This is a genomic window from Serratia sp. BNK-23 (genome assembly GCF_047456145.1).
In the GTDB taxonomy this organism is placed as follows: domain Bacteria; phylum Pseudomonadota; class Gammaproteobacteria; order Enterobacterales; family Enterobacteriaceae; genus Serratia; species Serratia nematodiphila.
On sequence record NZ_CP179900.1, the window covers coordinates 2,981,887 to 2,997,725 of the forward strand.

General features: G+C 61.4%; 12 protein-coding genes, 2 tRNA genes and 3 other RNA genes. 7 read left to right on the forward strand and 10 right to left on the reverse strand.

The window, feature by feature from the left end; genetic code table 11:
* Positions 1-16 precede the first annotated feature (16 nt).
* Both ghrA and ACMGF9_RS14170 read right to left on the reverse strand, forming a co-directional pair.
* A complete protein-coding gene (gene ghrA, locus ACMGF9_RS14165) occupies positions 17-958 on the reverse strand; it encodes a glyoxylate/hydroxypyruvate reductase GhrA (protein ID WP_015377473.1) in 942 nt (313 codons plus the stop codon).
* A gap of 127 nt (positions 959-1,085) precedes the next feature.
* Positions 1,086-2,552 (reverse strand): peptide MFS transporter, encoded by a 1,467-nt coding sequence (locus ACMGF9_RS14170; RefSeq protein WP_049188171.1) that lies wholly within the window; start codon positions 2,550-2,552, stop codon positions 1,086-1,088.
* A gap of 447 nt (positions 2,553-2,999) precedes the next feature.
* Here ACMGF9_RS14170 and ACMGF9_RS14175 point away from each other — a divergent pair.
* The 5 genes from ACMGF9_RS14175 (at position 3,000) to ACMGF9_RS14195 (ending at position 4,314) form a co-directional block, all read left to right on the forward strand.
* A tRNA-Ser gene (locus ACMGF9_RS14175) sits at positions 3,000-3,089 on the forward strand.
* Positions 3,090-3,725: 636 nt separating this feature from the next.
* Positions 3,726-3,815 (forward strand) — tRNA-Ser (locus ACMGF9_RS14180).
* Positions 3,816-3,861: 46 nt separating this feature from the next.
* Positions 3,862-3,981, forward strand: a non-coding RNA gene (locus ACMGF9_RS14185) — RtT sRNA.
* Positions 3,982-4,028: 47 nt separating this feature from the next.
* Positions 4,029-4,148, forward strand: a non-coding RNA gene (locus tag ACMGF9_RS14190) — RtT sRNA.
* A gap of 46 nt (positions 4,149-4,194) precedes the next feature.
* A non-coding RNA gene (locus ACMGF9_RS14195) (RtT sRNA) lies at positions 4,195-4,314 on the forward strand.
* Between the two features lie 55 nt (positions 4,315-4,369).
* Here ACMGF9_RS14195 and ACMGF9_RS14200 read toward each other — a convergent pair.
* Positions 4,370-4,726: a helix-turn-helix domain-containing protein gene (locus tag ACMGF9_RS14200; protein ID WP_004928813.1), complete on the reverse strand. Its 357-nt coding sequence runs from the start codon at positions 4,724-4,726 to the stop codon at positions 4,370-4,372.
* Positions 4,727-5,021: 295 nt separating this feature from the next.
* Between ACMGF9_RS14200 and sdeA the strand changes: the two genes are divergently transcribed.
* Together sdeA and sdeB are read left to right on the forward strand one after the other, a co-directional pair.
* Positions 5,022-6,209, forward strand: coding sequence for a multidrug efflux RND transporter periplasmic adaptor subunit SdeA (sdeA, locus tag ACMGF9_RS14205; protein ID WP_044031464.1), 1,188 nt, complete (start codon positions 5,022-5,024; stop codon positions 6,207-6,209).
* A gap of 24 nt (positions 6,210-6,233) precedes the next feature.
* Positions 6,234-9,377: a multidrug efflux RND transporter permease subunit SdeB gene (gene sdeB / locus ACMGF9_RS14210; protein ID WP_414160293.1), complete on the forward strand. Its 3,144-nt coding sequence runs from the start codon at positions 6,234-6,236 to the stop codon at positions 9,375-9,377.
* 64 nt (positions 9,378-9,441) lie between these two features.
* Here the strand turns inward: sdeB and ACMGF9_RS14215 are convergent, their stop codons facing one another.
* From ACMGF9_RS14215 to lpoB, 7 genes are all read right to left on the reverse strand, one after another.
* The gene (locus ACMGF9_RS14215) at positions 9,442-9,921 is read right to left on the reverse strand and encodes an RrF2 family transcriptional regulator (RefSeq protein ID WP_015377469.1); all 480 of its coding nucleotides are present in this window, start codon (positions 9,919-9,921) and stop codon (positions 9,442-9,444) included.
* Between the two features lie 264 nt (positions 9,922-10,185).
* On the reverse strand, positions 10,186-10,722 hold the full coding sequence (locus ACMGF9_RS14220) for a glycine zipper 2TM domain-containing protein (RefSeq protein ID WP_004928798.1): 537 nt from the start codon (positions 10,720-10,722) through the stop codon (positions 10,186-10,188).
* A gap of 356 nt (positions 10,723-11,078) precedes the next feature.
* On the reverse strand, positions 11,079-12,383 hold the full coding sequence (locus tag ACMGF9_RS14225) for an NAD(P)/FAD-dependent oxidoreductase (protein WP_004928794.1): 1,305 nt from the start codon (positions 12,381-12,383) through the stop codon (positions 11,079-11,081).
* A 332-nt stretch (positions 12,384-12,715) separates the two neighbouring features.
* Positions 12,716-13,258, reverse strand: a complete 543-nt coding sequence (ycfP, locus tag ACMGF9_RS14230) for an alpha/beta hydrolase YcfP (protein ID WP_015377468.1) — start codon at positions 13,256-13,258, stop codon at positions 12,716-12,718.
* A 79-nt stretch (positions 13,259-13,337) separates the two neighbouring features.
* Positions 13,338-14,357, reverse strand: a complete 1,020-nt coding sequence (gene nagZ / locus ACMGF9_RS14235) for a beta-N-acetylhexosaminidase (RefSeq protein ID WP_021504926.1) — start codon at positions 14,355-14,357, stop codon at positions 13,338-13,340.
* A gap of 37 nt (positions 14,358-14,394) precedes the next feature.
* Positions 14,395-15,261 (reverse strand): thiamine kinase, encoded by an 867-nt coding sequence (gene thiK / locus ACMGF9_RS14240; protein WP_076740338.1) that lies wholly within the window; start codon positions 15,259-15,261, stop codon positions 14,395-14,397.
* Positions 15,242-15,832, reverse strand: coding sequence for a penicillin-binding protein activator LpoB (gene lpoB, locus ACMGF9_RS14245; protein WP_021504924.1), 591 nt, complete (start codon positions 15,830-15,832; stop codon positions 15,242-15,244). Before lpoB ends, thiK begins: the two co-directional genes overlap by 20 nt.
* Positions 15,833-15,839 lie beyond the last annotated feature (7 nt).

A 15,839-nucleotide genomic window follows, 5' to 3' on the forward strand; every position in this document is an offset into this window, starting at 1 on the left:
AACGGCGGCTGAAGGCTCAGTAACCCCGTTGCCTGTCGACCACGCCGGCCGGGGCATGCCCCGCCTCCAGCGCGCGGATGTTGGCGGCGATCTGATCCATCGCCTGCTGCGGCAACGTGATGGCAGCAATATGCGGGGTAATGGTGACACGCGGATGACGCCAGAACGGGTGATCCTGCGGCAGCGGCTCGCGGGCGAACACGTCCAGCGTGGCGGCGGCCAGTTGCCCCTGCTCCAGCGCCGCCAGCAGATCGGCCTCCACCAGATGCGCGCCGCGCGCGATGTTGATGAGGTAAGCGCCCGGCCGCAGTTGCGCGAACAGCTCACGGTTGAGAATGCCGACGGTCTCCGGCGTATTGGGCAGCAGGTTGATCAGCAGTTTGACGCCGTCGAGAAAGGCGCCGCGCTGCGCCTCTCCGGCGAAGCTTTGCACGCCGTCGATCTGTTTGGCGCTGCGGCTCCAGCAGCGTACGCTAAAGCCAAACTCGGTCAGCTTGCGCGCCACGCTCTGCCCCAGCACGCCGGCGCCGAGGATGCCGATAGTGAAATCATCCAGCGAGTGCGGATCGAGCGGTTGCCATTCCTGCCGCTGCTGCAACGCCTGATACTCGTCGAAACGGCGGAAATAGCGCAGCACATAGCTCAGCGCATATTCCTGCATCTGCTGCGCCATGCCGGTATCCTCCAGCCGCAGCAGCGGCACGCCGGCGGGCAGTGTGCCGGGGTGTTTGCGCTCCTGATCGAGAATGGCGTCGACGCCGGCGCCGAGGGCGAACACCGCTTTCAGATCGCGGCGGTTGGCTAACATCTCGTGCGGCGGGCGCCATACCAGCGCGTAATCCGCCGGCCGCTCGTCGCCGCGCTGCCATTCGCGGATCTCGGCCTGCGGCAGGCGTTGCTTGATGCCGATCAGCCATTCCTGGGCGTTAAACAAGGGGTGGTAATAGATGATGTTCATACTGCGGGCTCCGGTTTGTTTTTATTGGTTTTCCTTCAGCCTTCCGCGATTCGCCGCCGGATGCAAGCGTTAAAGCCCAAAATAAAAACAGCCCCGACCAGTGGGGCTGCTGTGTATTCTCGCCAAATCAGGCGGCAGACGGACCGTCGCGCCGGATAAGACGCCGCAACAGCGGAATGAGGATCAGCATCGCCACGCCGACGCCCGTCGCCCCCCAGCCCAGTGCGCTGAAGATTTCGCTGTAGCCGGGATTGGTTTGCAGCGGCGTACTGCCGCTGTTTTCCGGCATCAGGCCGGAGACGTAGCCCGCCAGCACCGAGGCGACGCCGGTCACCATCATCCAGCAGCCCATCATCACGCCCTGATAGCGCGGCGGCGCCAGCTTGCCGATCATCGCGTAACCGATCGGCGAGATCATCAATTCACCGACGCTTTGCAGCACATAGCTGATGACGATCCATTTAAACGCCACCAGCCCGTCGCCGCCGGCCATGCTGATGCCCAGCGGCAGCACCAGCATGCCGAGCCCGATGCAGAACAGCGATCCGGAGAACTGCAGCGGAATGTCGATGTTGCAACCGCGGGCGCGCAGGCGATTGAACCACCAGGCCAGCAGCGGGCCGCCCACCACGATCACCAGCGTGTTGATATTCTGGATCCACTGCGGCGCCACCTGAATGCCGTAAACGTTCAGGTTGATGTTGTGCTCGGAGAACAGCATCAGCCCCATCGGCGCCAGCTGATACAGCGCCCAGAACACCAGCGACCCCAGCGCCAGGATCAGATAGGCCGCCATTCTGCGGCGCTCATCGCGCGGATGGTGGCGCAGCGTCACCACGCACAGCATCAGGAAGATCAGCGCGCCGAGCACGATCACGAAATGGCCGCTGAACTCGGCGTGGGTCAGCATCACGCGGATAATCGGCACCAGCGCCACCAGCACCGCCAGCCCGGCCAGCATGCGCCAACGGTATTGACTGCGGCTGGCATCGTGCAGCGGCGTATTGAGATCCGCCAGAATCCGCCAGCGGCAGACGGCGACGATGATCGCCGCCGCATTGCCCAGCGTGGCGAACAGGAACAGCGCGCGATAGTTTTCCGTCAGTTGGAAATACCCGGCGACGGTAAAGCCAACGAAGAACCCGAGGTTCATGCCAGCGTAGTTCCACAGGAATGCCGATTCGCGCCGGTCATCATCCGGTTTGAAACGCTGGGTGAGCATCATATTAATGCAGGTCACGTTAAGGCCGCTGCCGGTCAGGAACATCGCCAGCCCCCAGTACAGCCCCCACACGCCCGCGACGGCAATCAGCGCGCAGCCGATCACCTGCAACACCATGCCCAGCACGAACAGGTTGCGGTTGCTGAGGAAACGGCCGCCGAGGTAGCCGCCGAACATGTGCAGACCATAGTTGAAGGCGCCGAACACGCCCATCATGGCGTTGGCGCTGCTTTCGTTGAAGCCCAATCGCTTGGTGGCGTACAGCACCAGCGTGGAGTAAAGCACGGCGAAGCCCAGTGTGGCGAAGATCTGGATGAAGAACAGCGCCCCCGCACCGGGGGGAATGGCATGGCGCGCTTGCGGCGCCGGCATGGCATCTGAAGGAGTCAAAACGAACCTCTACTGCATTATTATGTAATGAGTCTGTCCCTGTCTGCGATATCGCCGGCCTGTCTCCCGGCAATCTGCGCGGCGCCGTGATGTTCCTTGCCAAAAACGCCGCGCCGACATAATTCCATTTAGCGACACATTTGACTAATAATCCAGTATTAATGCATATAACATCAAATAGACCGATCTCATTGGCGATATATTGAGCTACCCGTACAGAAAAAGGTCAAACAATCATCTTTCACGCGTTTTGAACACAGTCCGCCCTGCCCGCCGGTGGCCAAGAGTGGGAATATCGTTCGGTAAATCAGCAAATTGCTGCAAGTTTGGCTAAACAGTCATGAGAATGAAATAAGAGGGTTGACGCTGAGATCAGATTCTCCTACATTAGCGCCCGTCGACAGCGCAAGGCGTTATCGACGACAAAACGGTGAGGTGTCTGAGTGGCTGAAGGAGCACGCCTGGAAAGTGTGTATACGCGAAAGTGTATCGAGGGTTCGAACCCCTCTCTCACCGCCAAATTCAAAGAGAAAGCCTGGATTCGCGTCCAGGCTTTTTTTTTGCATGGCGCACCGCCGAGAGGGGCGAGAAGCCTCGACAGGGTTCGACAAAACGCCTGCGTTTTGGACCGCCAACGGCGGCCCGCAGGGTGAGCGCAGCGAATCAAGCCCTCTCTCACCGCCAAATTCAAAGAGAAAGCCTGGATTCGCGTCCAGGCTTTTTTTTGCATGATGCACCGCAGAGAGGGGCGAGAAGCCTCGACAGGGTTCGACAAAACGCCTGCGTTTTGGACCGCCAACGGCGGCCCGCAGGGTGAGCGCAGCGAATCAACCCCTCTCTCACCGCCAAATTCAAAGAGAAAGCCTGGATTCGCGTCCAGGCTTTTTTTTGCATGATGCACCGCAGAGAGGGGCGTGCGCAGCGCATCTCCCTCCCTCTGTGACCGTGATTCCCATTTCCGCCGGTTATCAACGAACCTTACCCCCGATGTTCTCGCTATTTCATGGCTTCCGCCCTGCCGTTCGCCGCAGTTTTCAGCAAAGTGAACACGGGTTGAGCGGACAAACAAAAACACAGAAATTATTCTTGACCGGATCGGCCCCACTCCCTATAGTAGCGCCCCGTTGCAGCGATGATTTCGCAACAAAAAAATATGGTGAGGTGTCCGAGTGGCTGAAGGAGCACGCCTGGAAAGTGTGTATACGCGAAAGTGTATCGAGGGTTCGAATCCCTCCCTCACCGCCATATTCTACGAAGAAGCCTGAGCTCACGTTCAGGCTTTTTTGTATGTATATCGCACCGACCGGGAGGGTGAGAACCCTCGACAGGGTTCGACAAAACGCCTGCGTTTTGGACCGCCAACGGCGGCCCGCAGGGTGAGCGCAGCGAATCTATCCCTCCCTCACCGCCATATTCTAACGAGAAAGCCTGAGCGAAAGTTCAGGCTTTTTTGTATGTATATCGCACCGACCGGGAGGGTGAGAACCCTCGACAGGGTTCGACAAAACGCCTGCGTTTTGGATCGCCAACGGCGGCCCGCAGGGTGAGCGCAGCGAATCAATCCCTCCCTCACCGCCATATTCTACGAAGAAGCCTGAGCTCACGTTCAGGCTTTTTTGTATGCATAGCGCACCGATCGGGAGGGTGAGAGCCCTCGACAGGGTTCGACAAAACGCCCGCGTTTTGGACCGCCAACGGCGGCCCGCAGGGTGAGCGCAGCGAATCTATCCCTCCCTCACCGCCATACAAAAAAGCCCGAACGCAAATTCAGGCTTTTTTTCTCCCCATACCCCAACCGCTCAGTGGTGCGTGCGCCCCATTGACGCCGGCTGCGCCAGCGCGCGGCGCCAATCGCCCGGCGTTTGGCCGAATTGGCGTTTGAAGCTGCGGTTAAACGACTGCTGTGAGTCGAAGCCGAGCGAGATCGCCACGCTGACGATAGGCTCGCCGCTGTTGGCCAGGCGCTCCGCCGACACTTTCAGTTTTTGCATGCGGATATACTCCCCCAGCGCGTAGCCGGTCTGGCGTTTGAACATGCGCTGCAGATGCCATTTGGAATAGCCCGCGCGGTCCGCCACGGTGTTGATATCCAGTTTCTCTTCCAGATTGTTGTCGATCCACGCCTTCAAATCGGTAATAAAGCCCGTAGTGTTCATGCAGATGCTCCCATCATTCGGCAGGGTCACCCTCTGCCCGATGCACATACGTTGCAACAGTTTCGCTTTAAATGCAATTTTTATTATTGCATTTATTGGAAAGCCGCCACTATACTCCACCCAATTAATGTAACCGATATTGATACATTAATGTGACACCAATGTGTTTCAAAACCTAACGTTGCGCCGCTGCACGGTGCAGCCGCCCCCTCACCGCACGCCGGCGCGGGGGCGAATCCCGGAGAACAGGGCCGGGTATGGGGCCTGACCGCGCTTACTTATCGGAATAAAAATAATGGCAAATCAACCAAACTCATCGTTCAACGCCGGCGGCCGCACGCGCGCCGTCGCTCTGGGTCAGCGGCTCTCCGGGGTGGCGCTGCTGGCCGCCCTGCTCGCCGGGTGCGACAACAGCGTCGCGCACAACGCCCCGCCACCGCCGCCGGTGGTCAGCGCCGCCAGCGTAGTGGTCAAGCCGATCAGCCAGTGGGATGCCTTCAACGGCCGGGTCGAAGCGGTGCAAAGCGTGCAACTGCGCCCACGGGTCTCCGGCTACATCGAGCGGGTCAACTACACCGAAGGCGACGAGGTGAAGAAAGGCCAGGTGCTGTTCACTATCGACGATCGCACCTACCGCGCCGCGCGCGAACAGGCGCAGGCAGAGCTGGTGCGGGCGCGCAATCAGGCCGCCCTGGCGCGCAGCGAATCCTCGCGCACCGAGAAACTGATCGGCACTCAGGCCATCTCTCAGGAAGTATGGGAGCAGCGCCGGTCGTCCGCCGCGCAGGCGCAAAGCAACGTGCTGGCGGCGCAGGCCCAGCTCGATATGGCGCAGCTGAATCTCGACTTTACCCGCGTTACCGCGCCGATTGACGGGCGCGCCAGCCGCGCGATGATCACCGCCGGCAACCTGGTCACCGCCGGCGACAGCGCCAGCGTGCTGACGACGCTGGTGTCGCTCGACAAGGTCTACGTCTATTTCGACGTGGATGAAGCCACCTTCCTGCGCTATCAGCAGCAAGGCCGGCACGATGCCCGCCTGCCGGTGAAAGTCGGCCTGGTAGGCGAAGACGGCACTCCGCATCAGGGGCTGGTGGACTTCACCGATAACCAACTGAACGCCGGGACCGGCACCATCCGCATGCGCGCCCTGCTCGACAACCGCGATCGCCGCTTCACGCCGGGGCTGTTCGCCCGGGTACAGATGCCCGGCAGCGCCGAGTTCAACGCCATGCTGATCGACGACAAAGCGGTGATGACCGACCAGAACCGCAAGTTCGTTTACATCGTCGATAAAGACGGCAAGGCGCAGCGCCGCGACATTGACGTGGGCCGCATGGCCGAAGGATTGCGCATCGTGCAGAAAGGGTTGGCAAACGGCGATCGGGTGATCGTCGACGGCATGCAGAAAGTGTTTATGCCGGGCATGCCGGTCGACGCGAAAGCCGTCGCCATGAATCCTATCGCCTCCACGCTTAACTAAGCTCCCAGCAGAGACTTCTGACCCATGGACTTTTCCCGCTTTTTCATCGACCGGCCGATCTTCGCCGCGGTGCTGTCGATACTGATTTTTGTCGCCGGGGTGATAGCCATCCCGCTGCTGCCGATCAGCGAGTACCCGGACGTGGTGCCGCCCAGCGTGCAGGTGCGTGCAGAATACCCGGGCGCCAACCCGAAAGAGATCGCTGAAACGGTGGCCACGCCGCTGGAGGAAGCGATCAACGGCGTCGAAAACATGATGTACATGAAATCGGTCGCCGGTTCCGACGGCGTGCTGGTGACCACCGTCACCTTCCGCCCGGGCACCGATCCCGATCAGGCGCAGGTGCAGGTGCAAAACCGCGTGGCGCAGGCCGAAGCGCGCCTGCCGGAAGACGTGCGCCGCCAGGGCATCACCACCCAGAAACAGTCTCCGGCGCTGACGCTGGTGGTGCATCTGGTATCGCCTTCCGGCAAGTACGACTCGCTGTACCTGCGCAACTACGCCACCCTGAAGGTCAAGGATGAGCTGGCCCGTCTGCCGGGCGTCGGCCAGGTGCAGATCTTCGGCGCCGGCGAATATGCGATGCGCATCTGGCTCGATCCGAACAAGGTCGCCGCGCGCGGGCTGACCGCCTCCGACGTGGTGAGCGCCATGCAGGAGCAGAACGTGCAGGTTTCCGCCGGCCAGCTTGGCGCGGAGCCGATGCCGACGCGCAGCGACTATCTGCTGTCGATCAACGCCCAGGGGCGTCTGCAAACCGAAGAAGAGTTCGGCAACATCATTCTCAAGAGCGGCGATAACGGCGAGATCGTGCGGCTGCGCGACGTGGCGCGCATCGAAATGGGCTCCGGCAGCTACGCGCTGCGCGCCCAGCTCAATAACAAGGATGCGGTCGGCATCGGCATCTTCCAGTCGCCGGGCGCCAACGCCATCGAGCTGTCGGACGCGGTGCGCGACAAGATGGCCGAGCTGGCGACCCGCTTCCCGGACGGCATGAGCTGGAAGTCGCCATACGATCCGACGGTGTTCGTGCGCGACTCGATCCGCGCGGTGGTAGATACCCTGCTGGAAGCGGTGATCCTGGTGGTGCTGGTGGTCATTCTGTTCCTGCAGACCTGGCGCGCCTCGATCATTCCGCTGCTGGCGGTGCCGATCTCCGTGGTCGGCACCTTCGCCGCGCTGTATCTGCTGGGCTTCTCGCTCAACACCCTCAGCCTGTTCGGGCTGGTGCTGGCGATCGGCATCGTGGTGGATGACGCCATCGTGGTGGTGGAGAACGTCGAGCGCAACATCGAAGAGGGGCTGTCGCCGCTGGCGGCGGCGCACCAGGCGATGCGCGAGGTCTCCGGCCCGATCATCGCCATCGCCGTGGTGCTGTGTGCGGTGTTCGTGCCGATGGCGTTCCTTTCCGGCGTCACCGGCCAGTTCTACAAGCAGTTCGCCGTCACCATCGCCATCTCGACGGTGATCTCCGCCATCAACTCGCTGACCCTGTCGCCGGCGCTGGCGGCGCGCTTGCTGAAACCGCACGGCGCGCCGAAAGACCTGCCGTCGCGCCTGATCGACCGGCTGTTCGGCTGGCTGTTCCGGCCGTTCAACCGCTTCTTCGCCAGCGGCTCGCAGCGTTATCAGCACGGGGTATCCCGCGTGCTGGGCCGACGCGGCGCGGTGTTCGTCGTCTACCTGCTGCTGCTGGCCGCCGCCGGCGTGATGTTCAAGACCGTGCCCGGCGGCTTTATCCCGACGCAGGACAAGCTATACCTGATCGGCGGCGTGAAGATGCCGGAAGGCGCCTCGCTGGAGCGCACCGATGCGGTGATCCGCAAGATGAGCGCCATCGGCCTGAGCGTGGACGGCGTCACCGATGCGGTGGCCTTCCCCGGCCTGAACGCGCTGCAGTTCACCAATACGCCGAATACCGGCACGGTGTTCTTCGCGCTGGAGTCATTGAGCACCCGTACCCGCACCGCGGCGCAGATCAACGCCGAGATCAACGCGCGCATTTCACAGATCCAGGAAGGCTTCGCCTTCTCGATCATGCCGCCGCCGATCCTCGGCATCGGCCAGGGCTCCGGCTATTCACTGTACGTGCAGGATCGCGCCGGGCTGGGTTACGGCGCGCTGCAGACCGCGATCAACACGATGTCCGGCGCCATTATGCAAACGCCGGGCATGGGTTTCCCGATCTCCTCTTATCAGGCCAACGTGCCGCAGCTGGACGCCAAAATCGATCGCGACAAGGCCAAGGCCCAGGGGGTGCCGCTCAATGCGCTGTTCAGCACGCTGCAGACCTACCTCGGTTCGTCTTACATCAACGACTTTAACCGTTACGGCCGCACCTGGAAGGTGATGGCGCAGGCCGACGGCCAGTTCCGCGACAGCGTGGAAGACATCGCCAACCTGCGTACCCGCAACGACAAAGGCGAAATGGTGCCGATCGGCAGTATGGTCAGCATCGGCACCACCTACGGCCCGGATCCGGTGATCCGTTACAACGGTTTCCCGGCAGCGGATCTGATCGGCGACGCCGATCCGCGCGTGCTCTCCTCTACCCAGGCGATGGGCGCGCTGACGCAAATGGCCGGCAAGCTGTTGCCGAACGGCATGAACATCCAGTGGACCGATCTGAGTTACCAGCAATCGACCCAGGGTAACGCCGCGCTGGTGGTGTTCCCGGTGGCGGTACTGCTGGCGTTCCTCGCGCTGGCGGCGCTGTACGAAAGCTGGACGCTGCCGCTGGCGGTGATCCTGATCGTGCCGATGACCATGCTGTCGGCGCTGTTCGGCGTGTGGCTGACCGGCGGCGACAACAACGTGTTCGTTCAGGTCGGGCTGGTCGTTCTGATGGGGCTGGCCTGCAAGAACGCCATTCTGATCGTCGAGTTCGCCCGCGAACTGGAAATGCAGGGCAAAGGCATCGTCGAAGCGGCGCTGGAGGCCTGCCGCCTGCGGCTGCGGCCGATCGTGATGACCTCCATCGCCTTCATCGCCGGCACCATCCCGCTGATCCTTGGCCATGGCGCCGGCGCCGAAGTGCGCGGCGTCACCGGCATCACGGTGTTCTCCGGCATGCTGGGTGTCACCCTGTTCGGGCTGTTCCTGACGCCGGTGTTCTACGTCACCTTGCGGCGCCTGGTGGCGCGCAAAGCGCAGCCGCAGACGGCGTAATCATCATCCTGAAATGCAAAAAGGTCGGGCAATGCCCGACCTTTTTTATGCGCTCCATCCGGCATTATTTACCGGCGGCTTCAGCCTCTTGCTCGGCGGCGTATTCCGCGCAGGCGCGCTTGTCGCCCCGCTCCAGCTCGGCCAGCGAGTCGGCCACGGTGTGGCGCGCCAGCACCGCGAGCGAAGCCTGCTCGGCCTCGTTCACCACCGATTTGAAATACCAGCAGGCGTTGGCGCTCACCAGGCAACGAGCCGGCACTTCAGGGCGGGAAGCCCAGATGCGCTTGTCGTCGATCACCGCCAGATAGATGTCCCGCAGGGTGATCTCTTCCGCCGGGCGGCCGAGGTGGATAGAGCCGTTTCGGCCCAAGGTGGAAACGATGATGCCGTCTTTGGTCAGCGGCACCATCAGTTTGCGGATAAAGCTGGGGTTGGCTTCCAGAGCGGCGGCGAGGGTGGCGCTCGTCGAACGCATGCCCTGCTTCTCAGCTACGGCGACGCTAAGGACCATTTGCAACGCTGTCGGAAAGCGAAAATCTAACATGTCGTTATCTCTGCGAGACGAAATACTCGGGTTTGGCCGGTGTGGCGATTGGCGCCGATAACACCGCTTAATTGCACAATAATATAACAAACGCAGGGGCTTTTTTGAAGTTTCGCCCAGCGATATCGCACGCAGACATTAGAACGATCGCAAACTTTTGGGCAGGCAGAAAACAGAAACCCGCGTCAATGTTAACGCCGCTCGCTTAACCGGGTTAAACGATCAGAACTAACACTGCCCGCGGGTTTAATTCGAATGTGGCGATCAGGCTCTGTTCAGCACCAGCTGGCCGTTTTTATCCAACGGGATTTGCGTGCCCGGATCGTGATCCATGCGGATCTTGCCCTGCTGATTGCCGATCTTGTAGGTCACGTCATAGCCCAACATTTTCTGGGACTTGTCGTAGACCGTTTTGCAACGCTGCTGAACGCTGGTGGTGACGTCGTTGTTCTGCATCGCCCCTTGCACCTGGTTGCCGGCGTAGCCGCCGCCCAGCGCGCCGACCACGGTCGCCACGTCGCGCCCGCGACCGCCGCCGAACTGGTGGCCAATCACGCCGCCCGCCACTGCGCCCAGCACAGAGCCGGCGATGCGGTTTTCATCCTGCACCGGTGCACGGTGCGTGACGGTGACGTTGCGGCATTCCTGACGCGGCGTTTTGATGGTTTCTTTAATCGGTGTGGCGGCGAGCACCTGCGCATATTGCGGACCGGCAGAAAAGACGTCCAGGCTGGCTACCGCGGCAATCCCCAGAGCGGCAGCGATGCCAATTCCAACACCGGCTAACATTGACTTGTTCACAGGAAACCTCCTGAAAGTGTTACCACGCATTTTTTCCGGGGTCTGTTACCGGCTGGCACCGCGCTTATTATTTTGCGCATGGGCGGCTGGCGGTATCCCGGTTTACGGCGTGCGCGACGCGCCGTCTGTAAACGAGGTAAAGTCTGCACAATGATCTGAAGGCCCGCAATAAGACAAGGGGACCAAAAATGCGGGAAAACGGCCGTTTTCCCGTTGTTTAGGAGGAATCTTAAGAATTTTACCCATGCCAACGACGGCTTATGCAGAAGAATCAAGCAACCGCCGCCGATCGGCTCGCGCCGCCATAAAAAAACCCGCGCGGGCGAACCGGCGCGGGTTGGTCGACAAAGGCGGGATCAGTGCATCTTCAGGCGCGGACGGATCACCCGGTTAATGCCGCCCACCAGCATCATCAGGCCGGTTTTGATGTAGCCATGCAACGCTACCTGATGCATGCGGTACAGCGAGATGTAGACGAAGCGCGCGATGCGCCCTTCCACCATCATCGAACCGCGCATCAGGTTGCCCATCAGGCTGCCGACGGTGCTGAAGCGCGACAGCGACACCAGCGAGCCGTGATCTTTATACACGTAAGGCTTCAGCGTCTGGCCGTTCATCAGCGCCAGAATATTGGTGGCGCAACGCGAAGCCATCTGGTGCGCCGACTGTGCGCGCGGCGGCACGAAACCGCCGCCCTCTTTCGGACAGGAAGCGCAGTCGCCGATGGCGAAGATGTTCGGATCGCGCGTGGTCTGCAGCGTCGGCTCCACCACCAGCTGGTTGATGCGGTTGGTTTCCAGGCCGCCGATGTCCTTCATAAAGTCCGGCGCCTTGATGCCGGCCGCCCACACCATCAGATCGGCGTCGATGAATTCGCCGCCCTTGGTGTTCAGCCCCTTGGCGTCCGCGCTGGTCACCATGGTGTTGGTCAGCACGCGCACGCCCAGTTTGATCAGCTCCTGATGCGCAGCGGCGGAAATACGCGGCGGCAGCGCCGGCAGGATGCGCTCGCCGGCTTCCACCAGCGTCACGTTGAGCGCGCTGTTGTCCAGGCCTTCGAAACCGTAGCTGTGCAACTGCTTCACCGCGTTGTGCAGTTCGGCGGACAGTTCAACGCCGGTGGCGCCGCCGCCGACGATAGCGATGTTGACCCGCTCTTTTTGCCCCGGCTGCGCCGAGAACTTCAGGAACAGGTTGAGCATTTCGTTGTGGAAACGACGTGCCTGATGGGGGTTATCCAGGAAGATGCAGTGCTCTTTCACGCCTGGCGTACCGAAATCGTTCGAGGTGCTGCCCAACGCCATCACCAGAATGTCGTACGGCAATTCGCGCGCCGGCACCAGCTCGCCGCCCTGCTCGTCGCAGATCTGCGCCAGCTGCAGCGTTTGCGTCTCACGGTTGATGTTGGTCAACGACCCCAGCTGGAAGCTGAAATGGTGATTGCGCGCGTGCGCCAGGTAGCTGAGCGCATCTACGCCGTCATCGAGGGAACCGGTCGCCACTTCGTGCAACAGCGGTTTCCACAAATGGCTGTGGTTGCGATCCACCAACGTGATCTCGGCTTTGTTCTTGCGGCCAAGTTTATGGCCCAGGCTGGTCGCCAGCTCCAAACCACCGGCGCCGCCGCCAACAATAACGATTTTCTTCTTTGGCGTTGTCAAAATAACCCCCTAAATGTGAACCATTTGTTATCCCAGGGTAAATAAATAATATCCTTAGAATACATAGGGTTCGCTTAAAATAAATCGGCTCTCTGCAGCCAGAATAGCATGTGAGGTTATTTGGTCATACCAAAATTGACGTACATCAAATTTTTTTGGTTAAAGGCTGGACGCGGGGATTTTTTGGGGATTGTGATTCAAATAGTTAGCGCTGAGTCACAGTTTTAAATTTTGCCGATTGCCACACAGAATCTTGCTTTGACGTACAAAAAAGCCGCACTTTCCGCCGGTGAAAAACGGGGCGCGCGGCTCGCGGCAGCGTTATGAAACTGTTAACCCAGCGCCTTGAACGCCTTGAGCCGCTGCAGATGCGGAGAGATGTTTTTGAACTTGTGCGTCTGCTGTTCATCCCACACGATCTCGTAGTAGTGATGCAGCAATTCGGCGCTGCGCCGGTTATCCAGCACCTCGTCGTGGCGCGACAGCACCACCAGACAGCGATCGCGGTTTTTCTCGCGGAAATCCTCCACGCACTTGGTGGCGATATCGCGATACTCTTCCGGCCGGTCTATCTTGCCGTGCATGTGCTCTTCCGGGTACAGGTTGGGATTGAACATCGCCTGGCGAATGCCGCACAGGAAGCCGATGCGCTCCGCCCAGAAGCCGCCGAGGCCAACCCCGCAGATCAACGGGTGCGCATCGCCGCCCTGCTGCACCGCCTTGTCCACCTCCTTCAACAGATGCTGCATGTCGTGACGCGGATGCAGCGTGCTGTAGCTGATAAAGCGCACGTCCGGATCGATAAACTGCAGCTGTAATACCTTTTCATGATTGCCGGGACTGGTGGAATCGAAGCCGTGCAAATAGATAATCATGTGGATCCTCGCAACAAGCCAAGGGCCGCGGGCGCGGCCCTCATCATTTCCGCTCTGCGCCGCGATGCGGCACCTGGATTCACCCTTGCGAACGCTGCTTGTGCTCCTCCCAACGCTCGCTCAACGCGCTGAGCGCCTTGTGCGCCTGCTGCCAGCGCTCGGAGTCACGCAGTTCCTGACGGGTGAACTGACCGCGATGATATAACCGCTTCACCTTCTCTGCTTTGACCGGGGACAGGTTATCCAACACGCTGACCGCACCGGCGCGGTTGTTGCACACCAGGATCATGTCGCATCCGGCATCCAGCGCCGCCTGGCCGCGCTCGGCGTAGCTCCCCATGATGGCGGCGCCTTCCATCGACAGATCGTCGGAGAAGATCACGCCGTCGAAGCCCAGCTCCTGACGCAGGATCTGCTGCAGCCAGTAAGGCGAGCCGCTGGCCGGACGCGGATCCGCTTCAGTATAGATGACGTGGGCCGGCATGACGGCGTCCAGCAGCTGGCGGTTGATCAGCTCGCGGAAGATCGCCATGTCGTGCTCGCGGATCTGCGCTAGCGGCCGCGGATCGCGCGGGGTTTCCTTGTGCGAATCGGCGCTGACGGCGCCGTGCCCCGGGAAGTGTTTGCCGGTGGTTTTCATGCCGGCGCTGTGCATGCCGAGGATAAAGCGCTCCGCCATCGCCAGCGCCTGCGGCGGATCGCTGTGGAACGAACGCTCGCCGATCGCCGCGCTGCCGTGGCCGATGTCCAGCACCGGCGCGAAGCTGATGTCGATATCCTGCGCGATCATCTCCGCCGCCATCAGCCAGCCGGCCTCCTGCGCCAGACGGCCGCCTTCCTGCGCATCGTGCAACGCGGCGAACGACTGCGCCGCCGGCAAACGGGTGAAACCCTCGCGGAAGCGCTGCACGCGCCCGCCCTCTTGGTCTACCGCCACCACCAGCCGATCGTGCGAGGCGGCGCGGATCTGGCGCACCAGCTCACGCAGTTGCTCCGCATCGTGGAAGTTACGGGTAAACAGGATCAATCCGCCAACCAGCGGGTGTTTCAAAATCTCGCGTTCTTCTGCATCCAGCTCGTAGCCGGCGACATCTAGCATTACTGGGCCCACGGGCACCTCACTTCATTTTGTTCGTTCAGAATTCAGATGATGATAAACAGAATCGCCGGCGCACCGCAGCGCCCCAGCGCAAAAATTCAACGTCGCCGCTCTGCTGCCAGCGCACTTCAAACCACAGCAGCATCAGATAATCCACCCACGGCAGCCAACGGCGCACCTGCGCCTGCAACCGGGCGACGTCGCGATAGCCCTGATGCGCGTAGTGCTGCAAAAAGCGCTGCTGCTGTTCGGCCGACCAGCCGTTGCTGCGAAACAGCGCGGCGATATCCAGCGCTATGTCGCCGTCGGCGGCATACTCCCAGTCGATCAGCCGCAGCTCTTCGCCGGTGGTGAGCAGATTGCCCGGATGGATATCCATGTGCAGCGGCGCCAGGCGCAGCGGCCGTGGCAAGGCGCTGCGTAAAAAATGACGCTGCAGGCGCAGCCAGGCGGGGGTTAAACGCCGCGTATCCAGCTGCTGCCAGTAGCGGAGGAATTGCCGCCGCAGATCCAGCCGGTAACCGCTGAGCGGCCGCCGATGCAGCGTCGCCACCATCGCCGCCAGCTCGCCGCGCTGATTCAGCGCGTCAAATTCGGCATTTGTGACGACGTCACCTTCAAGCCATTCGAGGATAAGCCACTGATTATTCTGTGCGAAAACCCGTGGCCCCAGCCCCGGCGCACAGCGACGCAGGACCTGCGCCTCCCGCCGCCTGCTCACGCCCAGCGCGCGTTTCTCCGCGCTATGTTGCCGCGCCAGCAGCGTGACGCCCGAGCCGTCGATGCGCCAGCTCTCGCCGGTCAGCCCCTGCACCGGGCTGAAATGACAACCGGCGGTATTCACCGCCGGCAGTCTGGTTTCCATCAATCGTCGCAGCGCGGCCTCAGCGTTTAACGGCGCCATTGCCCGACCAGACGATCTCGCCGGTTTGCACCAGCATCAGCTGCATATCCAGCGCCGGTGACTTCACGTCGCCGCTGACATCGCTGTACAGCACGTACTGCGCGCCGACGATGCGCGCCAGGCCAATCGCCTTACTGCGCGAGCCGAAGCTGTCATCCGCCGACAGGCCCAGCGTTTGTCTGGCGCTGGTCAGCTTCGCTTCCGGCACCACGCTGAAAGTGGAGTTCGACGCCAACGCCTTATACAGTGCCGCGGTGGCTTTGCCCATCTGCAGCGAACCGTTGGTGTTGTTCTTGACGCTGTCCAGCAGCAGCACGCTGCCGGCCGTGACGCCATCGGCCTTCAACATCTGCCCCACCAGCGGCTGAACGCTGCCCAGCCAGTCGAGCTGCTGGATTTTCGGCGGCTGCGGCACCGGCTCGGTAGTCGGCGGCTGCGGCTGCTCCACCGGCGGCGTCGGCTGATCCGGCTCGACGGTGACCGGCGGCAACGGTTGTTCCGGCTCAGGCGGGCGCGACAGACAGCCGCTCAGGGTTAATGCGGCCAGCGCCACTAAGACGTACTTTTTCATGCTTTTT